The following is a 19,173-nucleotide window of genomic DNA, read 5'->3' as shown; positions in this document are numbered from 1 at the left end:
TCATGACTCAATTAGCTGCAGCTCCTTCTCGCTGGGAGCGATTCAAGCAATCGGATTTCTTGTACTACTTTAAGCGCGATAAAGTCGCTATGGCGAGCTTTACCGTGTTTATGATGTTCTTGGTGATGGCCTTGGCTGCGCCAGTTATTTCTCCAACCGACCCCTATGATTTGTCGTCGATTGACATCATGGACTCGGAGCTTCCTCCTTCTTGGATGGAAGATGGCGATGAACGCTTCCTACTGGGTACTGACGAGCAAGGACGCGACATTTTTTCGACGATTTTGTATGGCTCTCGCCTGTCGTTGACGATCGGTTTTCTTGCCGTTGGTCTTCAACTGATTCTGGGTATCGTTATCGGCTTATCAGCGGGTTACTTTGGTGGTCGTATTGATAGCTTCTTGATGCGTTTTGCCGATGTTCAGTTATCGTTTTCGACCATGATGGTGGCGATTATTGTATCAGCCATCTTTAAAGCCAGTTTTGGTAGTGACTTTTACAGCCAATACGCGGTGGTGATGCTGGTGGTGATTATCGGTGTTGCTGAGTGGCCGCAATACGCCCGTACCATACGCGCTTCGGTGTTGGCAGAGAAGAAGAAAGAGTATGTCGAAGCAGCGCGCGTCATGGGCTTTAAAGCGCCGCGTATTATGTTCCGTCATATCCTACCAAATTGTCTGTCACCGATCTTGGTTATCTCAACGGTACAGGTTGCAAATGCGATCATGTCAGAAGCGGCACTCTCTTTCCTAGGTTTGGGTCTGCCGGTAGATCAGCCTTCGTTGGGTGCATTAATCAGTATTGGTTTTAACTACATCTTCTCTGGTGCTTGGTGGATCACGGCGTTTCCTGGCATTGTGTTGGTGACGCTAGTGTTGGTGATTAACCTTCTGGGTGACTGGCTACGTGATGTATTTAACCCGAAAATCTACAAAGGTTGATCTAACCCTTAGATTTTCATATAAAAACCTCACTAAACTAAGAGTCGTAACGTGTTACGGCTCTTTTTTTGCATTATTTTTGGTCTCAGCGATGAGTCGTCAATAATGTCACACTATCCAAAGGCTTGGATCAGAATTAGAAGGTTGGAATATAGAGTATGGATATGAGGATGGCAGTAAAGCCAAAACGACCTTTTGTGAAACTGTTGAGCTTTGCACTGTTAACGGTGCCGGTGTTTTCTTCGTCTGTGTATGCGCAAGAATTTCTCTGTGATGCCATTCAGGTATCAGCGACCGAGTTGCCTCAGTTGGATCAAGCTTGCCCAATCGGCAAAGGGCTTTGGGGAAAGCAGAAACCTAAAGGTCAATCGTCCCAGTTCTGGATCCAATGTGGCGTTTACAGTAAGCCTCTCTCGCTTGATAAAGCCAAAAACCTCTACAAACACATCTCAAAAGACGTTTGGCTGAAACCAGAAGGTAAGACTTATCGTTGCCTACTTGGCCCTTATAAGCAGTTTTCAGTGGCTAGATCGGAGCTTAAGCAAGTCCAAAAAGAGCCAGGATACAAAGAAGCGTTTATCCGTGAAATTGTCAGGGGCGCACCTGCGAAACCTCTCAAATCTGAGTCTAAATCTAATCCCAAAAAAGCCCCGAGTAAGCCGGCACCAGTCGCCACGCCTAAAGCAAAACCAGAAGTTGCTCGCGCCGCAACCGTGTTACCTGCCGTGGTGGCTCCGAGTGTCGATATGGCAAAGTCCTCACCAAAGAAAAAACTAGAGACTGAGGTTTCGGTTCGCTTAGCGACAACGATTAATGGGGTTGAGTATCAAGTTCCTTACCTCATGTTCAGCGATGACCAGTTCTACATGGAACACGATTTGCCTTGGAACCGTATGAGTTACGAAAGAGCGTATAAAACCTGTTACCGACAGGGGATGCGTTTAGCGAGTGCGGATGAGTGGCAAGCATTGCTTGATTCTGGCGTGATGGCGAAAGACAAATGGCCAATGCACTTACCTTATTGGGGCACTCAGAAAACAGGTTTATTCTACAGCGGCAAGGTCAACCAACTGAAAGGCAGCTCACTGCTTAATGTGATGTGCGTGAAGTAACCTCTAACCTTATCCTAGCTCCGTTTGGTGACGGAGCTGGTCCCTTCTTTTCTTCTGCTTAAAAAACACACGAAATTACCACTCAACTTGTGCCAATTGGTTTCGAACAACGTAAGAAACTACAGCTCAAGTAAAGAGAGGTAGTTGTGATGAGTCTTAAAGACCGTTTAGAGCGGTGGGAGCCGCATTTTGAAGCTGGGGGAAAGTTTCAGCGTTTCTATCCTTTGTATGAGGCCGCCGCGACCATTTTTTATACGCCAGGTGCGGTGAATAAAGGTCAAACCCATGTCCGAGATAGTATCGATCTAAAACGCATTATGATCATGGTGTGGTTGGCGACCTTTCCTGTGATGTTTTGGGGGATGTACAACACTGGTCATCAGGCTGTTAGTGCCTTGCTTGCCACCTATTCACAATCGGAGCTTGTTGCTTTAATCGAGCAAAGTTGGCGGTTGAGCTGGGTATTTGGCTCTCCACAAGCCATGGTCGACAGCCATTGGGCGATGCAAATGTGGCTAGGTGCCAGCTATTTTTTACCCGTCTATATGACGGTGTTTATTGTTGGTGCTTTTTGGGAAGTGCTGTTTGCTGTTGTTCGCAAACATGAAATTAATGAAGGTTTTTTTGTTAGCTCGGTCCTGTTTTCATTAACCTTGCCGCCGACCATTCCGCTCTGGCAGGCCGCGTTGGGGATCACCTTTGGTATTGTGGTGGCGAAAGAAATATTTGGCGGAACGGGGCGAAATTTCCTTAACCCTGCGCTGGCTGGTCGTGCTTTTCTCTATTTTGCATACCCAGCAAACATGTCTGGTGGTGCGGTGTGGGTTGCCGCGGATGGGTACACGGGCGCTACGCCGCTCAGCCAGTGGTATGAGGCAGGTGGAGACGGCTTAATCAATAACATCAGTGGCGATGCGATATCTTGGACCGACGCGTTTATTGGCAGCATGCCGGGCTCGATGGGTGAAGTCTCAACCTTGCTGATTGCCTTGAGTGGCTTAGCGTTGATCGCAATGCGTATTGCGTCATGGCGGATTGTCGCTGGTGTGTTTTTGGGTGCGCTACTCACATCGACGCTTTTGAATCTTATTGGCTCAGACACGAATCCAATGTTCTCAATGCCGTTCTATTGGCACCTAGTGTTAGGTGGCTTAGCATTTGGCGCCTTTTTCATGGCCACCGACCCTGTCTCGGCTGCGTTTACAAATAAAGGTAAGTGGGCGTATGGCTTGTTGATTGGCGTAATGACGATTGGTATTCGTGTGCTTAACCCTGCCTACCCAGAGGGGATCATGCTCGCTATTCTGTTCGCCAACTTGTTTGCTCCGCTGTTTGACCACTTAGTCAAAGAAGGCAACATAAAGCGGCGACGCAATCGGGCGATCAAACGCCAAGCATAAAGAAAGGCCACCCTGACTGGGGTGGCCTTAAACATTTAGTGCCAGCATAAATCAATCTCGAGTGGGGGAGAGTTACCATCATCTTCACCGCACATTTCATCGTAGGCGTTGTTGTGAATTAGAGTGGCAGATGAAAATGAGTCGTCCCGAAAGTGGTGCTTGACTTGTTCCAAGCTGAGAAACTTGAGAGGGTGCTGTTTCTCGTCTCTGATTAGGTGTTTTTGCTGGTTCTCAACTCGGTAAGCTAAGTAAATACCGCCTTCAAATGACTCGATAAGCAAATTCATAACAAACTCCTTTGTGTGAATGCTAGTCTTTGTTACGAAGGCTGGTGGCAGAAGTTCAAATGTATGTGAAAGCGAAAAAGCCCCGCAGTCGCGGGGCTTATAGTTAGTATTGATAGGCGCTTGATTTAGTCGTAAGCACTATCACCGACATACTGAATGTTCATATTGAAGGAAGGTACTTGATCAGTAAGGCCCATTAGGTGGATACGATGAGTGCTTGGGTTGCTAAACTCATTGCTGTAGTCAAAGTCTAAGCTTACGTATTCCTTACCGTCTTCAGTCTGTGTCCAGCAATTGAAGCCTTCATTAAAGCTTGCGTGTTGGTCACCAAAGAAGCCGCCATCAAACGAGTTTTGCATATCTGAACAAGTGATATCACCATTTGGGTTATCAATGAATAGATCGGCATCAGCAATCCCGTCATTACCACCATCTTCTTCGTTACGCATTTGTGGGGTGATGTACAGCTCGACGTAATCTCCATTAATGAAGAGTGTGGTTAATTGAGCAATATTTTCCCATGAACCTGTCGAGAGAGCACTTAGTCGACCTTCTGCATCCGCTTTGTTCGTCAGCGCTTCAAATGCGGAGTAGTAGTCATCATCACCTGTATCTAGTTCGACACTGTTTACAATGTAGCGCGTGTTGTCACCCAATGCTGAAGTATGCGCAATCTCTAGCGTCATCGGATCATAATGGTCTTCGACGATGGTGATCACGTCCCCTTCAATGGTGTAGGTTGCGCTTGCGTTTTCCGCCACAGGTGCACAGCTCTTGGTGACATCGCCAGTATAAGACTCACTGCCGAAGTACACTTTACCGTTTTCCAAATAGAAGGTTTCACAGTAATTCAGCTGAACCTCATCGTCGCCTTCTGGTGTTTCGATAAAGTACAATGTTTTACCTTCCAACGGATGCAATGGGCTTGGAGGTGGTGTTGCTGCCTGCTGAACATCCGGTAGCTCGAGTTCCACTGTGGTCGACAAGCCAAGCTCGTCTGTTGCAGTCAGTTTGATGGTGTAGTCGGTGTCATCGTCTTCTGCAGAGCGAACAGGTTTACCTTGAACGCCAATCACCCCAGAGCCCATGTTGTCGAAGATAAGGCCGTTAGTTGTCGCGTTTGAAGAGAAGGTTAGAACTGCGTCCTTGTTGTCGAATAGGTTGGTGAAATCCACGGTGTAGCCTTCACCCAGATCTTTACCTTCGACCAGTTCCCAAAGGTCCACGCCGACTTGCAGACCTGCAAGAGCGTCGTCTGAGTAGGTAGGCTCCGTGACATCGCCTTCATCCACTTCTAATGTGAAGTAAGCAGGCGTGTAATTGGTATTGTCTGAGTTACCGATCATGATGATGATTTCAAACTCACCCGCCTTGGTAATCTTGTCACTTGGGCTAACACCAATGTTGAGCTTGTTGTTGTCGTAGTCATATACCGCTTTGATATTGCTACCCGCAAGTGCGGTGTCATCAACTTTAATTAAGCCAAGGTCGATCTCTTCAACGTCTTTATCTTCAAATAGGCCTTTCAGGTCCAATTGAACAAGATAGTTGCTCGCACCTTGCATGCCTAATTCGAGTTCGACATCATCTAGCGCTTCTTGCACGGCGTCGTAGACATCGTCGTTGACAGTGGTTTTATAGCTCGGGTTTTCAATCTCACCTGATGGAATTTCCGTGACGTTGCCGTCAGTATCGACTGGGACAACGGGCTTGAAGCTGTCTTCGTCAAGCAGTTCAGGTTTGCTCTGTGCGATGGCTTCAACGGCTTTGTCTGCTTCTTTAGCAATTGCCGTGGCAGCATCGTGGTAAGTGCTTGGGTTTGCGGCTTTTGTTTCCGTTAGAATTTGCGCAGTTTTGTGCAGCTTTGAGTCAGCTTTTGCCCCTTCCACGTAGTCAGAGTAGAGGTCGATGTCACCCGATGCGTCACCTGTAAGTGCTTGGGCAACCGCAGCTTCCGCCTGTTCGATGGTTTTGCCCTTGCTTACCTCAATAGCGACAAGATCGGTGATAGGAGAGATCACGTTTGAGGAGTTCGGCGCGCGGAACACCAGTTCATGCTCCATTGGTTGGCCTGGTAGGTCCATATCAACCGTGTAAATGCCAGCGTACTTCTCTGAGTCAATCGCGATCAGTTTACCTTGCGCTGTGCCACCCGGTGTCAGGGTTTGAATCGCCAACGTGCCTTCAGGCTTGGTCTCGCCAACATCCAATTGACCTTTGCTGTTTGTCAGGCCCAAGAAGCTATCGGTGCTTGGCTCCCAGCTGCCATTTTGGTTGTTATCGATAAACACCACGGCATTTTTAAAGTAACCATCAAAGCCTGTAAGTACCACGCCTTGACGTGCAACGTTATCATCGCCACTGCCACCCGAACCGCCGCCACAGCCGGTAAGTGCGATTGCCACTGATGTTGCCAGTAAACTGATCTTTTTCATTCTGAATTGTTCCTTGCTTGGTTAAGCTGCTTGTTTGTACTCAGCGAACCAAGTTCTAAGCCAAAAGTTTAGTTCGCTGATAAATTAGTCACTTTTTATAATCTCTACTTAATAAACTCAAGACACGAAAAGCAGAGCAAAAACCGTAATTTAATTTAGGTTTATTTACTCAATTTTTGGCAGAAGGGGAGCTAAGGGGTTGAACGATAAATCATATTGATTTTAAGTTCTTCTAACCGTTCGGCGTACTGCGGATAAGGCCTGAGAATATAGCTGTATATTTCCCCTTCCGCGAACTTGTCGTACGGCGTGTAAGCGCCATCAAAGGCGATAGAGATTCGGCCTGTCACACTATTACTTTGAAACTCAACGCACTCCACATTGTGGTCTGGAATGGTGCGGTCAGACGATGAAATGATGTCGATACCATACTCACCTAGACCACCCACCACATCCATTTGATACCACTTGGCAATTTGAGTGCAGCTTAGGTTGTGCTGTGGCGCGACGAGATTCAGATCCGAGTCGACGGTTTCACTGTTTGGCCCCACCACTTGATGGCCATAGTCATAAAGATAATTACCCACTTCAATAGGCAGATATTGGTCATCCGGAAGTGGCAGTAGGTAGTCAAATTTGGTCAATTGAAACTGCTTTTGCCCCGTTACCGCTGTGAGCCTTTTCTCCATTTCGGCGCGTGATTTTTGCATGGTGTAGCTTTCAAACTGGCGACCATTATCAACGGCCACCAAATAGTTGCTCACCTCTGGCGACACGTTGGATGAGTACTGATGTTTGAGTGTCCATATTTGGTCCGCATCAAGACTGGAAAGTTGGCTAGCCATGATGAGCTTGTCTCCGTCGAGGTAATAACTGCCAATTTTCTGTAGCTGAGACTCTGTCGGGCATGACGTTTTATTGTTTGATGCCGCAAAGTAGACCTCCTGCTGAGTGAACTGAAACGCTTGGCAGTAAACCACTTCGTAGAGGGTAAATTGCCCATTCAACTCATGGGTCGTTTCAAGTCGATAGAGGATATCGCCTTCTAGCGGATGTTGAGCATGGGCCAAACGATCATGCAGTGGCAGGGCAAACCGTGCGCTTATCCAGTTCTCTTCAAACTGAGCACTCTCTCGGGCGGAGATTGTCAGTGATGGATTGGACGTAGAGGCGGGGGTGCCACTGATAGTGAGTATCGGACCTCCGCTCAGACTCATCCCCGCGAGGTTCAAGGAGATGCGAGTGGCAAGCAAATCGTTGTCTGGGTCATCAAACAAGTTACTGATATTGAGCTTCAGCTGGGTAGGTTCCCCCACAGTAAGTGCCCATTGATTGATAAGAGTGAGAAGCCGTTGGTACTCCTCTTCGACGATAAATGGGGGCGAGTTTTCACGGCTTGCCATGTGAACTTGCGTGTCGCGAGTAATCAGAGTGCTAGTGGTTGGCTCGACGGACTCCTCGAGTGGCAATTGCTCGTCTTGACGCTCTGCCTGTGGCGCTTTCGCTGGTTTGTCCGGTGGCGTACTTTCCGATGCCGCGCTAGGGCTAGACTGCTTAGCCACTTCAACGGCGCGTGGTCCTTTCACTTGGTCTTTTACCGTGGCCGAAGGAGTGGGCGTTAGGGTTAACACTTGGCGGCGAGGTTTTATTTCGTCAGTGGCAGTGTGTGTACTCACTTGAAGGGGGAACACACACCAGCCAATGAATGCGCCAAGCGTGACAATCGCGGCGGTAACGCGTTTTTTCATGACAGTGTCATTCTCGCCTGTAGCCAGCTGCGAGAGAACTTAAGGTCCTTTTCTATCAGGCTATTACTGCACTCAAGCAGTTGGCTAATTTCTTGGTTTTTTAGTCCCATCAGATATTTGAGCTTGAGCGCATTGGATTGCCTCGGATAGCGGACGCTGAAACTGTCTAACGCACGGTCAAGGATAAACAGTTGCTCGAATTTATGCTGTTGGCAGTCTTGCTCTTCAGCTTGCTGCTGACGCTTTTGTGCTTGATGCGCCCGCGAGTTATCGATCAATATCTGACGCATAATCTTCGCGGCCATCAGGTAGAACTCGCGTTGAGATTGTACGTCGCTGAGGTCGGCGGTCGACATCTTCAAGTAGGCTTCATGGATCAACGCGGTAGTGCTGTTGACACTATCGGCGAGTACTTGGTTTTCATCGCCATATTTTTCTGCGCTGCGTGCTCGCTCTTGCTGAGCAATTTTCCTCAACTGCAAATACGCAAATTGATAGAGTTTGTTTTCTGCCTGTTTGTCACCCGCTTGCCACAGTTGGATGATTTCAGTCAGTGAATGCTTGGTCGTCACTAAATGGTCTCCTGCACTTTTACAAATTCAGAGATGGAGTAGGTGTCTAGCTGTTCATCACCGTGCGCACTGCGAGTGAGGTTTTGTTGGTAGCGGTACAGAACACCTTTGTCCCACGATTTTCCAGCGGGTAGATATTCCCACGTGGTGTAAAGAGGCTTTGGTTGTTTGGGTTGATACCAGCGGACAATTAAATTGAGCTGTTCGATTGATGCGGTTGGTGACTCCGGCGAGACCCACCACATATCGCCATAGGCATGAGTGACATCGTCTGCGTAGTCGCGCGCCTGTGTTGGGCATTGACCATCAATGAGCTTGCTTTGCTTGATACGACTCTGTTCGATGAGAAGGCAGGTTTCTTGAAGCTCACCTTTGTGGTAGGTGGTTTGTTGCCATACGCCTTGATAGTCGATTTGGGTATATTGGTGTTTCGGGTAGGTAAACCACAGCATCTCACCTTTATTCGGTCGAGTGACCTTATCGGTTTGTCCGAGACCTTGAGATTTCTCCATCAATAGCTGAGTGGTCGGGTCGAAATTGATCGCCAACGAGCGGTATTTCCAATCCCCTTCGTCATTGAAGTCATCAATGGCAAAGCCATTAAGGTCATTGCGAGTACAGCCCCGATTCGCGCAATGGAAGGTGCCAAAGTCATCAGGATAGTGTTCGATGGGGGTGGTGATAGTTTGCTGACGCTCACTTGGCTGAAGCTGACAGCCATTGAAGTGGTCACCAAGGCTCGGGTATTCGATCACCGAGTCGGCGGTGATGCGATAGGTTAAGCTGCCAATCGGCGGGCGATAGTGAGGGTGGTTTTTGAGTCTCACATCATAGGCACATAAGCGGCCATTGCCGTCACGTTGTTTGACGATAACGTTTTGCAGTTCGAGGTTAAGTGGCTCAAACACAATCGCCTCTGACTGAAAATGGTCACGAATGTAGACATTGCTCTCGTTGAGGTGCTCGACAGCGTCGCTGACAGACGCGGACTGTGATTGGGTGAGCCGTTGTAGGTCAGCGTCCACCAACTGGTTTAAATCTAGTGTTCTTAGGTTGTCTTGAAACTCACGATTGCTGAGCTGCGAATCAAGCAGCAGAATCTCTTTACGGTTCTCCGGTGTGCTGTCTAACGAGAGCAGCAGTCGGGTGATATTGATACTGCGACTGGGCTTGGTTGATATGGATGTTGGTGTAATGACTTCTTGAGCGGACACGGTAGAGAGCAAGTAACGGCGGTTGTTGTCACCAAGATAAAAACTGATCACATCACCGGGGCGATACTGGAACGCGCCTTTCTCGGTTTGTCCAGAGAGCTGCGAGCTGGTTTGGTAATGCATGCCTGTCACAGGCGCATCAATAAAGAACCCTGTTTGAATGTTGTCAGATTGGGCAACGCTCATCGCTGACACACTCATTAGCAATACGCTGGTTAAAAGTGTTGAGGTGCGCATTTTATTTGACTTTGTCCTTGTCTGTTGAGGAAGGCGACGCCGCTTTCTCTTCGATTGGCGTCATCATCACGAGAAGCAACTTTTGCTTGATGTGTTTGGGCATGTCGGGATTGGCTAGAATCCGGCGACGCGTGAGGTCCAGAAACGACGGGAGCGGCATTTGTTGCGCGGCTTGGCTTTTGGAATGAAACATCATGCTAGAAACCTCAAAGATCATGTTCTCAGCGATGCGTTTTTCGTGTTCCAGTTGCTGATTTTTGTACGCAAGAGAAGACGAGAAGTAACCGCCTAAACCGATCAGCAATAAGCACAAAGAGCTGATCACTGGGTTGCGTTGAAACAAGCGCAAGCTGCGATAAAACGGCACGTGTCGTTTGAGTGAGATAGGTCTTTTCTCAAGCAGGGCTTCGATGTCTTGCTTGAGCGTTGTCACAGACCCAAAACGCTTGGCGCTATGGTGTTCTGTTGCGCGCTGCTGAATCATGCCTAGGTCAGAAAAACGGGCTTGATGAGGGCATAGCCACATCAGTAGTTTGCCGAGTGCATAGATGTCGCTGCTGGCGGTCACCGGTTTGCCTTGCTGTTGTTCTGGGCTGGCGAACGCTTTGCTAAATGCCGTTAAACACTCAGAGTAACCCAATGAGACATTCGCTTTCTGAGTGAGATTGAAATCAATCAGTTTGATGTGCTGATACTCATCAACCAGAATGTTCTCCGGCTTAATATCGCCGTGAACAATGCCTTGGTGATGGGAGTACTCTAGCGCGCTGCATACTTGACCAAACAGGTTGAGTTTTTGTGTCAAAGAAAGAGCGTGTTGACTAAGAAATGTATCGAGCGATGTGCCTTCGACATGTTCCATCACAATGTAGACTTCGCCATTGTGGATTCCGCCATCGAAGACTTTGGCAATATTAGGGTGATTGAGCTTCGCCAGAAGTTGCGCTTCACCAAATAGCGCTCGATTGTCGAACACTTGGACTAAATCGGATTGCAGGAGTTTGATGGCGAGCTTCTGTTCAAAGGCTTTATCAGCACGACAGGCAGCGTAAACCACGCCCATTCCTCCACGGCCGAGCTCATGGAGAATGTGGTATTTGTCGATTTGTTGATCGGTATAGTCTACTTGCGAAGAGGCACTATGCTCAAAAGTGAACTGAAACAACTGATCAAGATGATCAGAGCTTTCAGCCGCAACTAGTGGAGCAACTTGTTGATACAGTTCGGGTTGGTGCTTTTGGAGCTTGTCTAGCGCTTCTCTTTTTTGCTGGTCATCTAAATCCAACAGCAAGTAATACACATCGGTTTTACTTGAATCTAGCTTCACTGAACGTCAGTTTATATTTCATTTTTATCGGCACAGTCTATAGAAAAACCGGGTGTCTTTCTTACTAAATTTATCGAATTTGAGAATACTTGAGGCTTATTTGATAAATCTCATAATAAAAAAGCAGCCATGAGGCTGCTTTGTGACATTAATTTGTTGCTTAGCGCATGGTAACAGAATACCAACACAGGTCGATTCTGAAATAAATCTGGAAAGGAACAAAGGAAAAGGCATGTGAGCCTTTTCCAGAAAAATTAACTTGTGAGGTATTTTCCCTAAAAATGTGGACCATAGTACTTAATTTTTCCAGAAGCTAGTCTAACAATGCATAAGGCACTGGTGTAATTCTAGTTAGCTATTGGAGTTTTTAGGGCTTAAGAACTAGCCGCCGCTCTTTGACGATACTTGTTGACACCATCTATCCACTTGTCGGAAAGAAGATTAAGATCAAATGTATCCTCTTTAGCGGCCCACTCGGATACTAGTTTGATCAAAGCGGGCTTAGTGATGCTTTTTCGGTTCGCTGAGTCGAGAAACTGCTTTACGATATGCTCACTAACAATTGCTAACTTTTGGTGATCAAGTTCAGCGATATCTTTGTGGAGGTCATTTATTTTTTCAAACTCTGTTTCTGCTTTAGTGCTAATAATAAGTAGTCCGTGCTCGGCTAGCTTTTTTTCTTCAAGCCAAATAACATCAATTTTTGCTGGTTGCGGCATCGTGATAGCTAAGGCCACTATGATCTGCTCAACTGACTCATCAGTAAAGTCATTGGTATCAGAGTGCCAAACAGAAAGAGTATTTTGTTGAGTTCTATTACATCCCGTTATCGCATCAGCAGTGTAGTTTTCAGGGCTTAGTTCGAGATTAGGCTGCCATTTATTGGGACTGATTTTTCTAAGTAGAAAAGCCATTTACGCAAGCTCCTTTAAGAATTCGATAGTTTCCAGTCGATATTCTTCAAGCCAATCAACGCTGAACGGCTCTATGTTTTCAAGGTACTTGGCATGTTCTGGTCTCTCCCAAGATTCCGCCATTCGAATACATGCTTCATTGACTAGATTATTCTTGTGAGCTGAGCATCCAATTATTAAGGCGACACCGTGAGTATCCAACCATTCATAAGGTATGCAAGAAGCGATGCTAGCAAATGTATATAAGTGCTTAGGGTTATCTAGTGCGAACAATCTGAGCCAAGCTTTTTGGAAAGACTCTTTAAAGGTTGCAACTCCCTTATCTAAAAGCATTTTTTCAAGATAAAGCTGAGTTTTGCTAACTTCACCTTCAATGTAATCATCTCTCAAAACAAATTGAGTTAGTTCAATAGCACATCGCTCAACTGTCAGGTCAAAGGTGCTATCGGATGCTACAGTTGAGTTTATTGAACGTAGGTGGCTTCTAGTCGCTGAACTTGATTGTAGTAATGATGTATGATTTTGCATATTTTCCATCTCCGACCTCAACCAAAGTAACGGCTTAGCTCACTTGATACTCTGTGGGTGCTAGAAAATAGTTCTTCGAATACGCCTGTACTGTTAGAAAGGGAAAAGCGGAAATCTTTATTTTGAAATATTGTGTTGGTATCAATATCAACGACAATCATATCTTTAGGTTGACCTTTCATTGAAAATGGCCCTTGGACTTCTAATCTTCTAATTGCGCTGATGCTATTGATTTTCTCTCCTGAGCGTTCAAGAGTTAGACGCTGAACAATCCGATTGTCCCATTCAAATGGTTGAGCTGACCTATAGGTGAATAGCTCGCGATATAAGTTGTTGTAATTTTCTTCGGAGCCAGAATAAAACTTGCTAGTTAACACGGATAAACGATTGGCATGTTTCATTGGGAACAGGTTGTTTAGTGAACTTAAGATTTTAATGCAGAGCTCTTGGAACTCATCGAGAGTACCACCTTCTTTAAAGATTACAGTTTCATTGCTAGGGAACTCGATTCTAGTTTTTCCATCGGGGGTTGTTAAGACTAGAAAGTCTCGTTGAAGGCCTTTCATTGGTTCAAACTCTCGACCAGTATTCGGGACTAAAGATAGATGCTCACTCAAGTTTTGAGTCATCGCACTAACAAACAAGCTATTTGCTTCAATATCGTTGTTATTTGAAAAGAAATGTAATTGATGGCTTTCGTGCTCAAGTTTCATTTTTAAGCTCATTTAGTCGAGAGAATGTGGTAATGCTTGCTATCCATTTACTATAAAACTAGATGGGTAAAAAGTCATCTATGTAGTCGTTCTACTCATTGTTTGAATATAGATTATTGTTCTATTGTGACTTATCTCCACTAATAAGCGTTACTTTTCGCCTGTTCATCTGTGCCAGCTTCTCCCTTAGCTCAGCATTCTCATATTCCAACTCATCAATACGAGCCAATGCTTGAACCAACTTGTCGTTTAGGTGGTGCTGTGCCGTTGCAAACAGAGCTAGCTTCTCCCGTTCAGCATCATACTTGGCTTTGAAGTTTTCTTTGATGCGCTTTTGCTCTTTGAGCTTAGTGCGTACCGTCTGTATCTCTGGCTGAACGATATCACCTTTGCCTTCTGCAATTTCAGCTTTGGTCTGTTTTACTTTTTCCACAAAATCAGGGTAGTAATAACCACTGCCATTGCCGAGCTTTGCTTCTTCCTCAACCGCTCTCACACTCAATTTGCGACTTTTGGGGATGTGCTTAGGTTTTCCATTGGCTATTCGGTCTAATGCAGCCTCAAGGGCGACTAATGTATTTTCACTCTTACCCATGATTAAACCTCCGTGATATTAAGTTCAGCTTCAAAAGGAGTAAATTCCATCCCAAAGTCCCGCATAACGTTTTCTGCCGCTCTAACTTGAGTAATGTAATGGCTTCTATCCGTGACCGTAATATCGTCCCCTGTTGCCATATAGGCCGATAAACTACGATGCCTCTTTTGCCACCACTTTGCTTGTTGCTTATCAATGATGCTGCTTCCAGACGAACAATCGACGCAAAACTGCGGTGCAACAACGCTATCCATATCGCAATCATAGCCGCTCTTGCAGTAGCTGTGCAGTGAGCCATGAAGCGTGAGTTTACCGTCTTTTACCGCCTTATAGATGGTGTCCCAAGAGCTGTAAATCGTTGGGACATCACCTCGCATTTTCATGATGGCTTTGCCATGTACACCCGATAATGTTTCATCAGAATGCCATTGTTTGAAGATTTTATTGGTAGTGGATTCAGCGTTAATCTCATCAAGCGCTTGTTGGATTTTCGGATCGACCGTTAAATCACGAAGGCTGGCTAGCAGCCCGCCATTTGTGTACCACTCTGTCATAGCCAAATACAGATGTTTGAATTGCTGCTTGAGTGCAACCAGCGAGCTTAATCGGTTTTTAACGCAGTAGAACGCTAGGCTGCGTCTAAATTGGTGAGTACTCATAGGCCAAGGTTGACCAACCATAACCTGTTTTTCAATTTTAACCTGTGAGCGAGGGTTCGACTCAACACACTTTTGGTAATCGTCATCAGTCACAACAAATTTAAACTGCTTGCAAAACCGTTGTAGCCGGCGATTCCAATCTGAAATTAATTTCGGTGCATGAGAGCGGTAAACTTGATTGACCCAAAGCGTATTTGTGTATTTCTCATCGGGGTATTGCACCTCAATTCGCCATCTTTTTGTGAGGATAGACATCAAATCAATCGCTGTTTTTGATACGGCTGCCGTTACCCACGTTTCTCGTTTTTCACCCAATTTAAACGTATGAGATTGAAGAAGGTGAAGCACTCGGCCGCTCAGCGAGTCTTGATAATAACTGTTAGGAGTGAGCTTATCGAGTTCACTATCACGCATACCACTAAAGCCGCCGCACACAATGTAACTTGCCGTGATTAGTTGCCCCAAGTATCGCTGAAAATCTACTCCATTCTTCAAGGGGATATTGGGTAGCGTTATTGCCAGTGGCTTAATCAGCTCACTTGGTTGTTTGGGTTGATTGCTCAGAACGGCGCTAGCAACCTTATGATTATCAATACTCCCATCGGAATTCATGAAGGTGAAGACACTGCCAGCCTTCATCTTATCCTCTAAGATTCGTTTGCCTTGTATGTAGTTATCTTGGAGGTCACGTTCAGTCTCGGCAATGAGCGAGGCATGAGGACGCGCTTCTTCAATAAGAATCATGGCTTTGCCATAGATGGCGTGGCAAAGGCGCTCAGGAATAACCAGAGTTTGTTGCGCTTCTAGCTCACTTAAACGCTTAGCTTCTTTCTTTGGTTTGATTGGAGTAAAGCCCAACGCTATCTTATGCCAAGGGTTGTACTCAATGGCTTTGTTGATGGCTGTAAATGCTTTCTCAAGTGTGCCAACGTTCGACTCACGTTCGATAAGGTACTCATCGAACTTCTGACGCATAGTAGTCGATGAAAGGGCAGAGAGTGTGTGCGCATTTTGTTGAGCGAGAAATTGGTAGGTTATCAAAGCACTGTTAAGTCGACTGTGAACGGTTGAAAATTTTGGTGCCTTCCTTTTTTGTGGAGAGAGATTAAATAACCAACCGTAAGTAAAGAGCTTCAACTCTCGTTGTAATTCTGGATGGGCATCTAATTCCGAAAATGTAAGATTGTTCCTTCCTTTTTTACGTGAAAAAGCAAAGCAATCCCAACTGTTTTGACCGAAGGTGGTGGTGACGTTACCGTCCTTATCGCGACAAACCACCACGGCATCCAATTCGTTGAACCGCTGCTCATGGTACAAGGTGACAATATCGGCAGGCTGGACTTTATGCTCAACGGGAAAGTCAGCTAGATATAAATGGTCAGTATTGAATTTATCACTGCTCATTTGGATGTCTCCTGTGATGGAGTAAGGCTAAGCACTGATTCGGCATCATCCCAATTCGGGTGTAAGCCTTCATCGTCCAATTTATCTTCTGCCGCTTTAAGTAGAGAGGCCTTAATGTTGGGCAGAATCTGGGTATCAATAAACACAATGATGTCTTCAAAGTTTTGTCCGTAGTGATGAGCATCAAGGTGGCGATATAGGGATTCTTCAATACAGCTTTTGAAGCTTAATAGGCACCAAATATCTGAGAGAGATTGAACAATGACCTGGTCTGGACAACCGAAACAACCAAGTAAGTCGGCACACGCCAATCTCTCACCGTCTTTAATTAATCCATGCTTGAGAGCTTTTCTTGTGTATTTTTCTGACTTTTCACCAAAAGGCTCAGAGCAACTTCCTCCGTTCGGAGTGCGACTCAAGTTAGGGTGGTTGATTTTGTTTTCTGCCTCGATAACCAACACATCAATGCCTAAGCTTTTTTGGGCTTCTTTTGTGTTTTCACCTTGCTTAATCTCTTGCTCTCGCAAGGACATCGCATCTTGCATCATCCCATTATTGGCAGTTCGGTTGCCCATGCTGTAGCTTTGCTTTCTCGTGTTAGAGGTGTTGTTGAGCATGATGTCGTTCACCAGCTCTCCTTGATGGTAAGTCGTGATTTGTGCGCCTGTTTCTCGAAAGCGACTGATGACAGGGCGCAAGTGACGACCCGTTTGGTCGGTAAAGGTAAAGTGTTTTTCGACCCATCGCTTTAAGAAAGCCTGCAAGGTTCCACGCTTCAGCGGAGCGGCTTGCTTTGAGGCGACCGCTTGCAATAATGTCGCGTTGGGAGCTGTGGAAATCAGGCGGGAGGCTTCGAGCAGAGTATCAAAGAAGCTCATTGCGTACTTGGGAATCTCCAACTCATGACCGCCCATCTCAACGTGGATGGTTTTGAATGCTCGGCGCTTAAAAGCGGGCATGGTGTACCAAATTTCACCGACTGATGTAGAGGCGTTATCCGGTTGCTGTAGTTGGAATAAATCACTGGTATTAGCGTAGGTGTAGTAAGCCAGTAGGTACGTGCCCGCACACATCATTTTGCTGATGCCACCACATAGTTTGTATTGCTCTCCGTTCCAGTTAAACGTCATGGTCGGGGCGTTCTTATAAGCATCTATGTGCTTTTCAGGGTTTTTAATAAACTGTTTGGCAGTTTGCTTAAAGAGACTGCGCAAAAAAGGCAGTAATTGATTGAGGTCACTGCGAGTATAAGCCTCAAAGGGCTCCTTATCGCTATTATCCGTGACGGTGATGTGGTCGAAATACGCACTTGGCAGGTCTAAGTAATCGCAAAAGAAACGCAGCATGCGAGAGCGTTTCCCTTTGTAGGAAGTGCACTTTATTTTTCCAAGCAATACCTTTTTATACAGAAATACGAAGTAAGCTTCAGTGGCGTTTTGTGTGAACGCCTCTTCATCATGTTCATCGCACCAACGAAGATATTGAGAACATGCTAAATAGGCAGAGTACAGTGACTGATGGCTTTTTCCTTCGCCTATGAAATCATCAAAACGAGATTTCATTTGAAGGACAAAACCTTCCCTATTTGCATCTTCAAAGTGACTTCCTTGTTGTAATGACGCTGTGGAGGGGAATCCCTTGACCATGAAGCGATTAAAGTCAGCCAAAGAGTTTTGATCGTTATCTAATCGAATACAAAGCTCTGGCTTCCAGCCGTGCAAATAAGAGATATTACTCATTTTCACTGCCTAACGCTTCATGCATGATGCCGTCTAAAATGCCGAATTTAACTTTGAAAGCCTCTTTGCGCTTCAAGTAGCGCAAGTATTTCCAAGTGGTTGATTCGTTTCGGTGCCCCATCCATCCTATTAGTAGTCCCAAACTTTCTGAAGAAGATAGCCCAGCTTCAAGCATATCATTTAGTCGATAGGTGCCATAAGTCGAACGCAAGTCATGAAAGCGGTGCGTGAATGTAGGGTGGTTTTTTTTAATCTCGGCTCTAAGCTCTGTCCAACGAGCTTCTATCGACTTAGCGGTTACGGGGTTGCCTTGCTCACTGACGAACAAAGGTTCGTGGCGCTCAGATAGCTCCAATCGCTCAAGCGTCTCTTTCTTCAGCGTTTCAGCCATTTCCGGCAGTGCTTCAAGTTTTTGGTCAAGCTTGTTTACACGCTTGATTCGTCGCTCTGAAACGCGATATTCATTCAATGTCGACAATAACTCGGCAGAGATTTCCACTTGGCGAGATTTGAGGTATTTGGTCATCACACCTGTTGCTTGAGGTGATAGCGACAACTCATAGCGGTGCTTACTTTCAGCTACCGGCGTCGCTGTCTCGATAGCTTTAGTGGATAACGTGGCTATCTCTTGGATACGCATTCCCGTATCAAGAGAAATAAGCACCTGTAAGCGCAGTTCCTCTGAAGCTTTGGGTAGATATTGAGTGAGAATACTCAGTGACTCTTGGCTCAGCGGAGTGAGAGGGCGGATGTTGCTACTGTCGGCATCTTTAGGGACTTTAATGCGTAGGTCACTTGCTTCTACGGTAAAAGTGGGTGAAACGTGAGCTAACATTCCCGAGCTCTGAACAGAAACAAATTCCATTTTGAATGGCGCTTCTTTCTCGTTCTTTATCTTTAGATAACCGTCATGCATCAACCACTTATAGTAATTGACAATTTGGTTCATGCGAATGCTGGCAGTGCTATGCGCCAAGTCGCCATTTTTAATCTGCTTTAGTAGGTGAGAGCGGAATAGATAAGTCGGTTTTAGCCTCTTGACGGGAGGGAATGTATCCCATGCTAAGTTCTCATCTTCAAGGAATTGATAATAGGCATAAAGAGCTTGGGAGCAGGGATTAAGGTCTTTGGCATCTTTAACCGCTTTTTGGTAAAAGAGGTAGCTATTAGCTTCATGGTTGAATGAACCATCACCATTGAACAGTGTTGGGAGAGAGCCAATATTCTCCTTCTCAGGAGAGCATCTACAGGTGTTGTCACTGATTGATAGTTCTGCCTGTTTATAGACATTGCTTGATTGTATGAGATACATAAAGTCACCTAGAAAACCACTGACTATATATACAGC

The 19,173-nt window shown here is 45.9% G+C and carries 16 protein-coding genes; 3 read left to right on the top strand and 13 right to left on the bottom strand.

The annotated features are described in order from the left end of the window. Positions 1-2 precede the first annotated feature (2 nt). The 3 genes from U9J37_RS10995 to U9J37_RS10985 all read left to right on the top strand — a co-directional run bounded on the left by U9J37_RS10995 (position 3) and on the right by U9J37_RS10985 (position 3,453). Positions 3-941 carry an ABC transporter permease gene (locus U9J37_RS10995; protein WP_005475087.1) on the top strand — a complete coding sequence of 313 codons (939 nt, stop codon included), beginning with the start codon at positions 3-5 and terminating at the stop codon, positions 939-941. A gap of 158 nt (positions 942-1,099) precedes the next feature. Beyond that, a complete protein-coding gene (locus U9J37_RS10990; RefSeq protein ID WP_232280843.1) occupies positions 1,100-2,053 on the top strand; it encodes an SPOR domain-containing protein in 954 nt (317 codons plus the stop codon). A gap of 149 nt (positions 2,054-2,202) precedes the next feature. After that, positions 2,203-3,453, top strand: coding sequence for an NADH:ubiquinone reductase (Na(+)-transporting) subunit B (locus tag U9J37_RS10985; protein WP_005475056.1), 1,251 nt, complete (start codon positions 2,203-2,205; stop codon positions 3,451-3,453). A 35-nt stretch (positions 3,454-3,488) separates the two neighbouring features. On the opposite strand, the gene U9J37_RS10980 is transcribed toward U9J37_RS10985, so the two are convergent. The 13 genes from U9J37_RS10980 to U9J37_RS10920 all read right to left on the bottom strand — a co-directional run bounded on the left by U9J37_RS10980 (position 3,489) and on the right by U9J37_RS10920 (position 19,137). Next, positions 3,489-3,761 carry a DUF6482 family protein gene (locus U9J37_RS10980; protein ID WP_269722139.1) on the bottom strand — a complete coding sequence of 91 codons (273 nt, stop codon included), beginning with the start codon at positions 3,759-3,761 and terminating at the stop codon, positions 3,489-3,491. 104 nt (positions 3,762-3,865) lie between these two features. After that, a complete protein-coding gene (locus tag U9J37_RS10975; RefSeq protein ID WP_005475038.1) occupies positions 3,866-6,175 on the bottom strand; it encodes a hypothetical protein in 2,310 nt (769 codons plus the stop codon). Between the two features lie 191 nt (positions 6,176-6,366). Further along, a complete protein-coding gene (locus tag U9J37_RS10970; RefSeq protein ID WP_005475090.1) occupies positions 6,367-7,923 on the bottom strand; it encodes a hypothetical protein in 1,557 nt (518 codons plus the stop codon). Continuing rightward, entirely contained in the window at positions 7,920-8,495 is a 576-nt protein-coding gene (locus tag U9J37_RS10965) for an ECF-type sigma factor (RefSeq protein WP_005475111.1), read from the bottom strand. The genes U9J37_RS10970 and U9J37_RS10965 overlap by 4 nt, the downstream gene beginning before the upstream one ends. After that, on the bottom strand, positions 8,495-9,946 hold the full coding sequence (locus tag U9J37_RS10960) for a hypothetical protein (protein WP_005475071.1): 1,452 nt from the start codon (positions 9,944-9,946) through the stop codon (positions 8,495-8,497). The genes U9J37_RS10965 and U9J37_RS10960 overlap by 1 nt, the downstream gene beginning before the upstream one ends. 1 nt (position 9,947) lies before the next feature. Beyond that, on the bottom strand, positions 9,948-11,273 hold the full coding sequence (locus U9J37_RS10955) for a serine/threonine protein kinase (RefSeq protein ID WP_005475025.1): 1,326 nt from the start codon (positions 11,271-11,273) through the stop codon (positions 9,948-9,950). 374 nt (positions 11,274-11,647) lie between these two features. Next, the gene (locus U9J37_RS10950) at positions 11,648-12,187 is read right to left on the bottom strand and encodes a hypothetical protein (RefSeq protein ID WP_005475026.1); all 540 of its coding nucleotides are present in this window, start codon (positions 12,185-12,187) and stop codon (positions 11,648-11,650) included. After that, positions 12,188-12,724, bottom strand: coding sequence for a hypothetical protein (locus tag U9J37_RS10945; protein ID WP_157607868.1), 537 nt, complete (start codon positions 12,722-12,724; stop codon positions 12,188-12,190). A gap of 8 nt (positions 12,725-12,732) precedes the next feature. Then, on the bottom strand, positions 12,733-13,428 hold the full coding sequence (locus tag U9J37_RS10940; protein ID WP_052297974.1) for a hypothetical protein: 696 nt from the start codon (positions 13,426-13,428) through the stop codon (positions 12,733-12,735). A 121-nt stretch (positions 13,429-13,549) separates the two neighbouring features. Further along, the gene (locus U9J37_RS10935) at positions 13,550-14,023 is read right to left on the bottom strand and encodes a hypothetical protein (RefSeq protein WP_005475031.1); all 474 of its coding nucleotides are present in this window, start codon (positions 14,021-14,023) and stop codon (positions 13,550-13,552) included. A 2-nt stretch (positions 14,024-14,025) separates the two neighbouring features. Continuing rightward, positions 14,026-16,086: a hypothetical protein gene (locus tag U9J37_RS10930; RefSeq protein WP_005475042.1), complete on the bottom strand. Its 2,061-nt coding sequence runs from the start codon at positions 16,084-16,086 to the stop codon at positions 14,026-14,028. Next, positions 16,083-17,825 carry a hypothetical protein gene (locus U9J37_RS10925; RefSeq protein WP_005475093.1) on the bottom strand — a complete coding sequence of 581 codons (1,743 nt, stop codon included), beginning with the start codon at positions 17,823-17,825 and terminating at the stop codon, positions 16,083-16,085. The genes U9J37_RS10930 and U9J37_RS10925 overlap by 4 nt, the downstream gene beginning before the upstream one ends. Then, positions 17,818-19,137, bottom strand: coding sequence for a tyrosine-type recombinase/integrase (locus U9J37_RS10920; protein ID WP_005475064.1), 1,320 nt, complete (start codon positions 19,135-19,137; stop codon positions 17,818-17,820). The genes U9J37_RS10925 and U9J37_RS10920 overlap by 8 nt, the downstream gene beginning before the upstream one ends. Positions 19,138-19,173: the final 36 nt, after the last annotated feature.

It is taken from the genome of Vibrio sp. 16 (genome assembly GCF_963681195.1).
In the GTDB taxonomy this organism is placed as follows: domain Bacteria; phylum Pseudomonadota; class Gammaproteobacteria; order Enterobacterales; family Vibrionaceae; genus Vibrio; species Vibrio sinaloensis_D.
This window is presented reverse-complemented; position numbering and strand designations above follow the sequence as displayed.

Excerpts from the sequence above, each read along its gene's own strand:
- U9J37_RS10995 (WP_005475087.1), top strand. The coding sequence starts at position 3 with ATGACTCAATTAGCTGCAGCTCCTTCTCGCTGGGAGCGATTCAAGCAA.
- U9J37_RS10990 (WP_232280843.1), top strand. The coding sequence starts at position 1,100 with ATGGATATGAGGATGGCAGTAAAGCCAAAACGACCTTTTGTGAAACTG.
- U9J37_RS10985 (WP_005475056.1), top strand. The coding sequence starts at position 2,203 with ATGAGTCTTAAAGACCGTTTAGAGCGGTGGGAGCCGCATTTTGAAGCT.
- U9J37_RS10975 (WP_005475038.1), bottom strand. The coding sequence starts at position 6,175 with ATGAAAAAGATCAGTTTACTGGCAACATCAGTGGCAATCGCACTTACC.
- U9J37_RS10970 (WP_005475090.1), bottom strand. The coding sequence starts at position 7,923 with ATGAAAAAACGCGTTACCGCCGCGATTGTCACGCTTGGCGCATTCATT.
- U9J37_RS10960 (WP_005475071.1), bottom strand. The coding sequence starts at position 9,946 with ATGCGCACCTCAACACTTTTAACCAGCGTATTGCTAATGAGTGTGTCA.
- U9J37_RS10950 (WP_005475026.1), bottom strand. The coding sequence starts at position 12,187 with ATGGCTTTTCTACTTAGAAAAATCAGTCCCAATAAATGGCAGCCTAAT.
- U9J37_RS10945 (WP_157607868.1), bottom strand. The coding sequence starts at position 12,724 with ATGGAAAATATGCAAAATCATACATCATTACTACAATCAAGTTCAGCG.
- U9J37_RS10940 (WP_052297974.1), bottom strand. The coding sequence starts at position 13,428 with ATGAAACTTGAGCACGAAAGCCATCAATTACATTTCTTTTCAAATAAC.
- U9J37_RS10935 (WP_005475031.1), bottom strand. The coding sequence starts at position 14,023 with ATGGGTAAGAGTGAAAATACATTAGTCGCCCTTGAGGCTGCATTAGAC.
- U9J37_RS10930 (WP_005475042.1), bottom strand. The coding sequence starts at position 16,086 with ATGAGCAGTGATAAATTCAATACTGACCATTTATATCTAGCTGACTTT.
- U9J37_RS10925 (WP_005475093.1), bottom strand. The coding sequence starts at position 17,825 with ATGAGTAATATCTCTTATTTGCACGGCTGGAAGCCAGAGCTTTGTATT.
- U9J37_RS10920 (WP_005475064.1), bottom strand. The coding sequence starts at position 19,137 with ATGTATCTCATACAATCAAGCAATGTCTATAAACAGGCAGAACTATCA.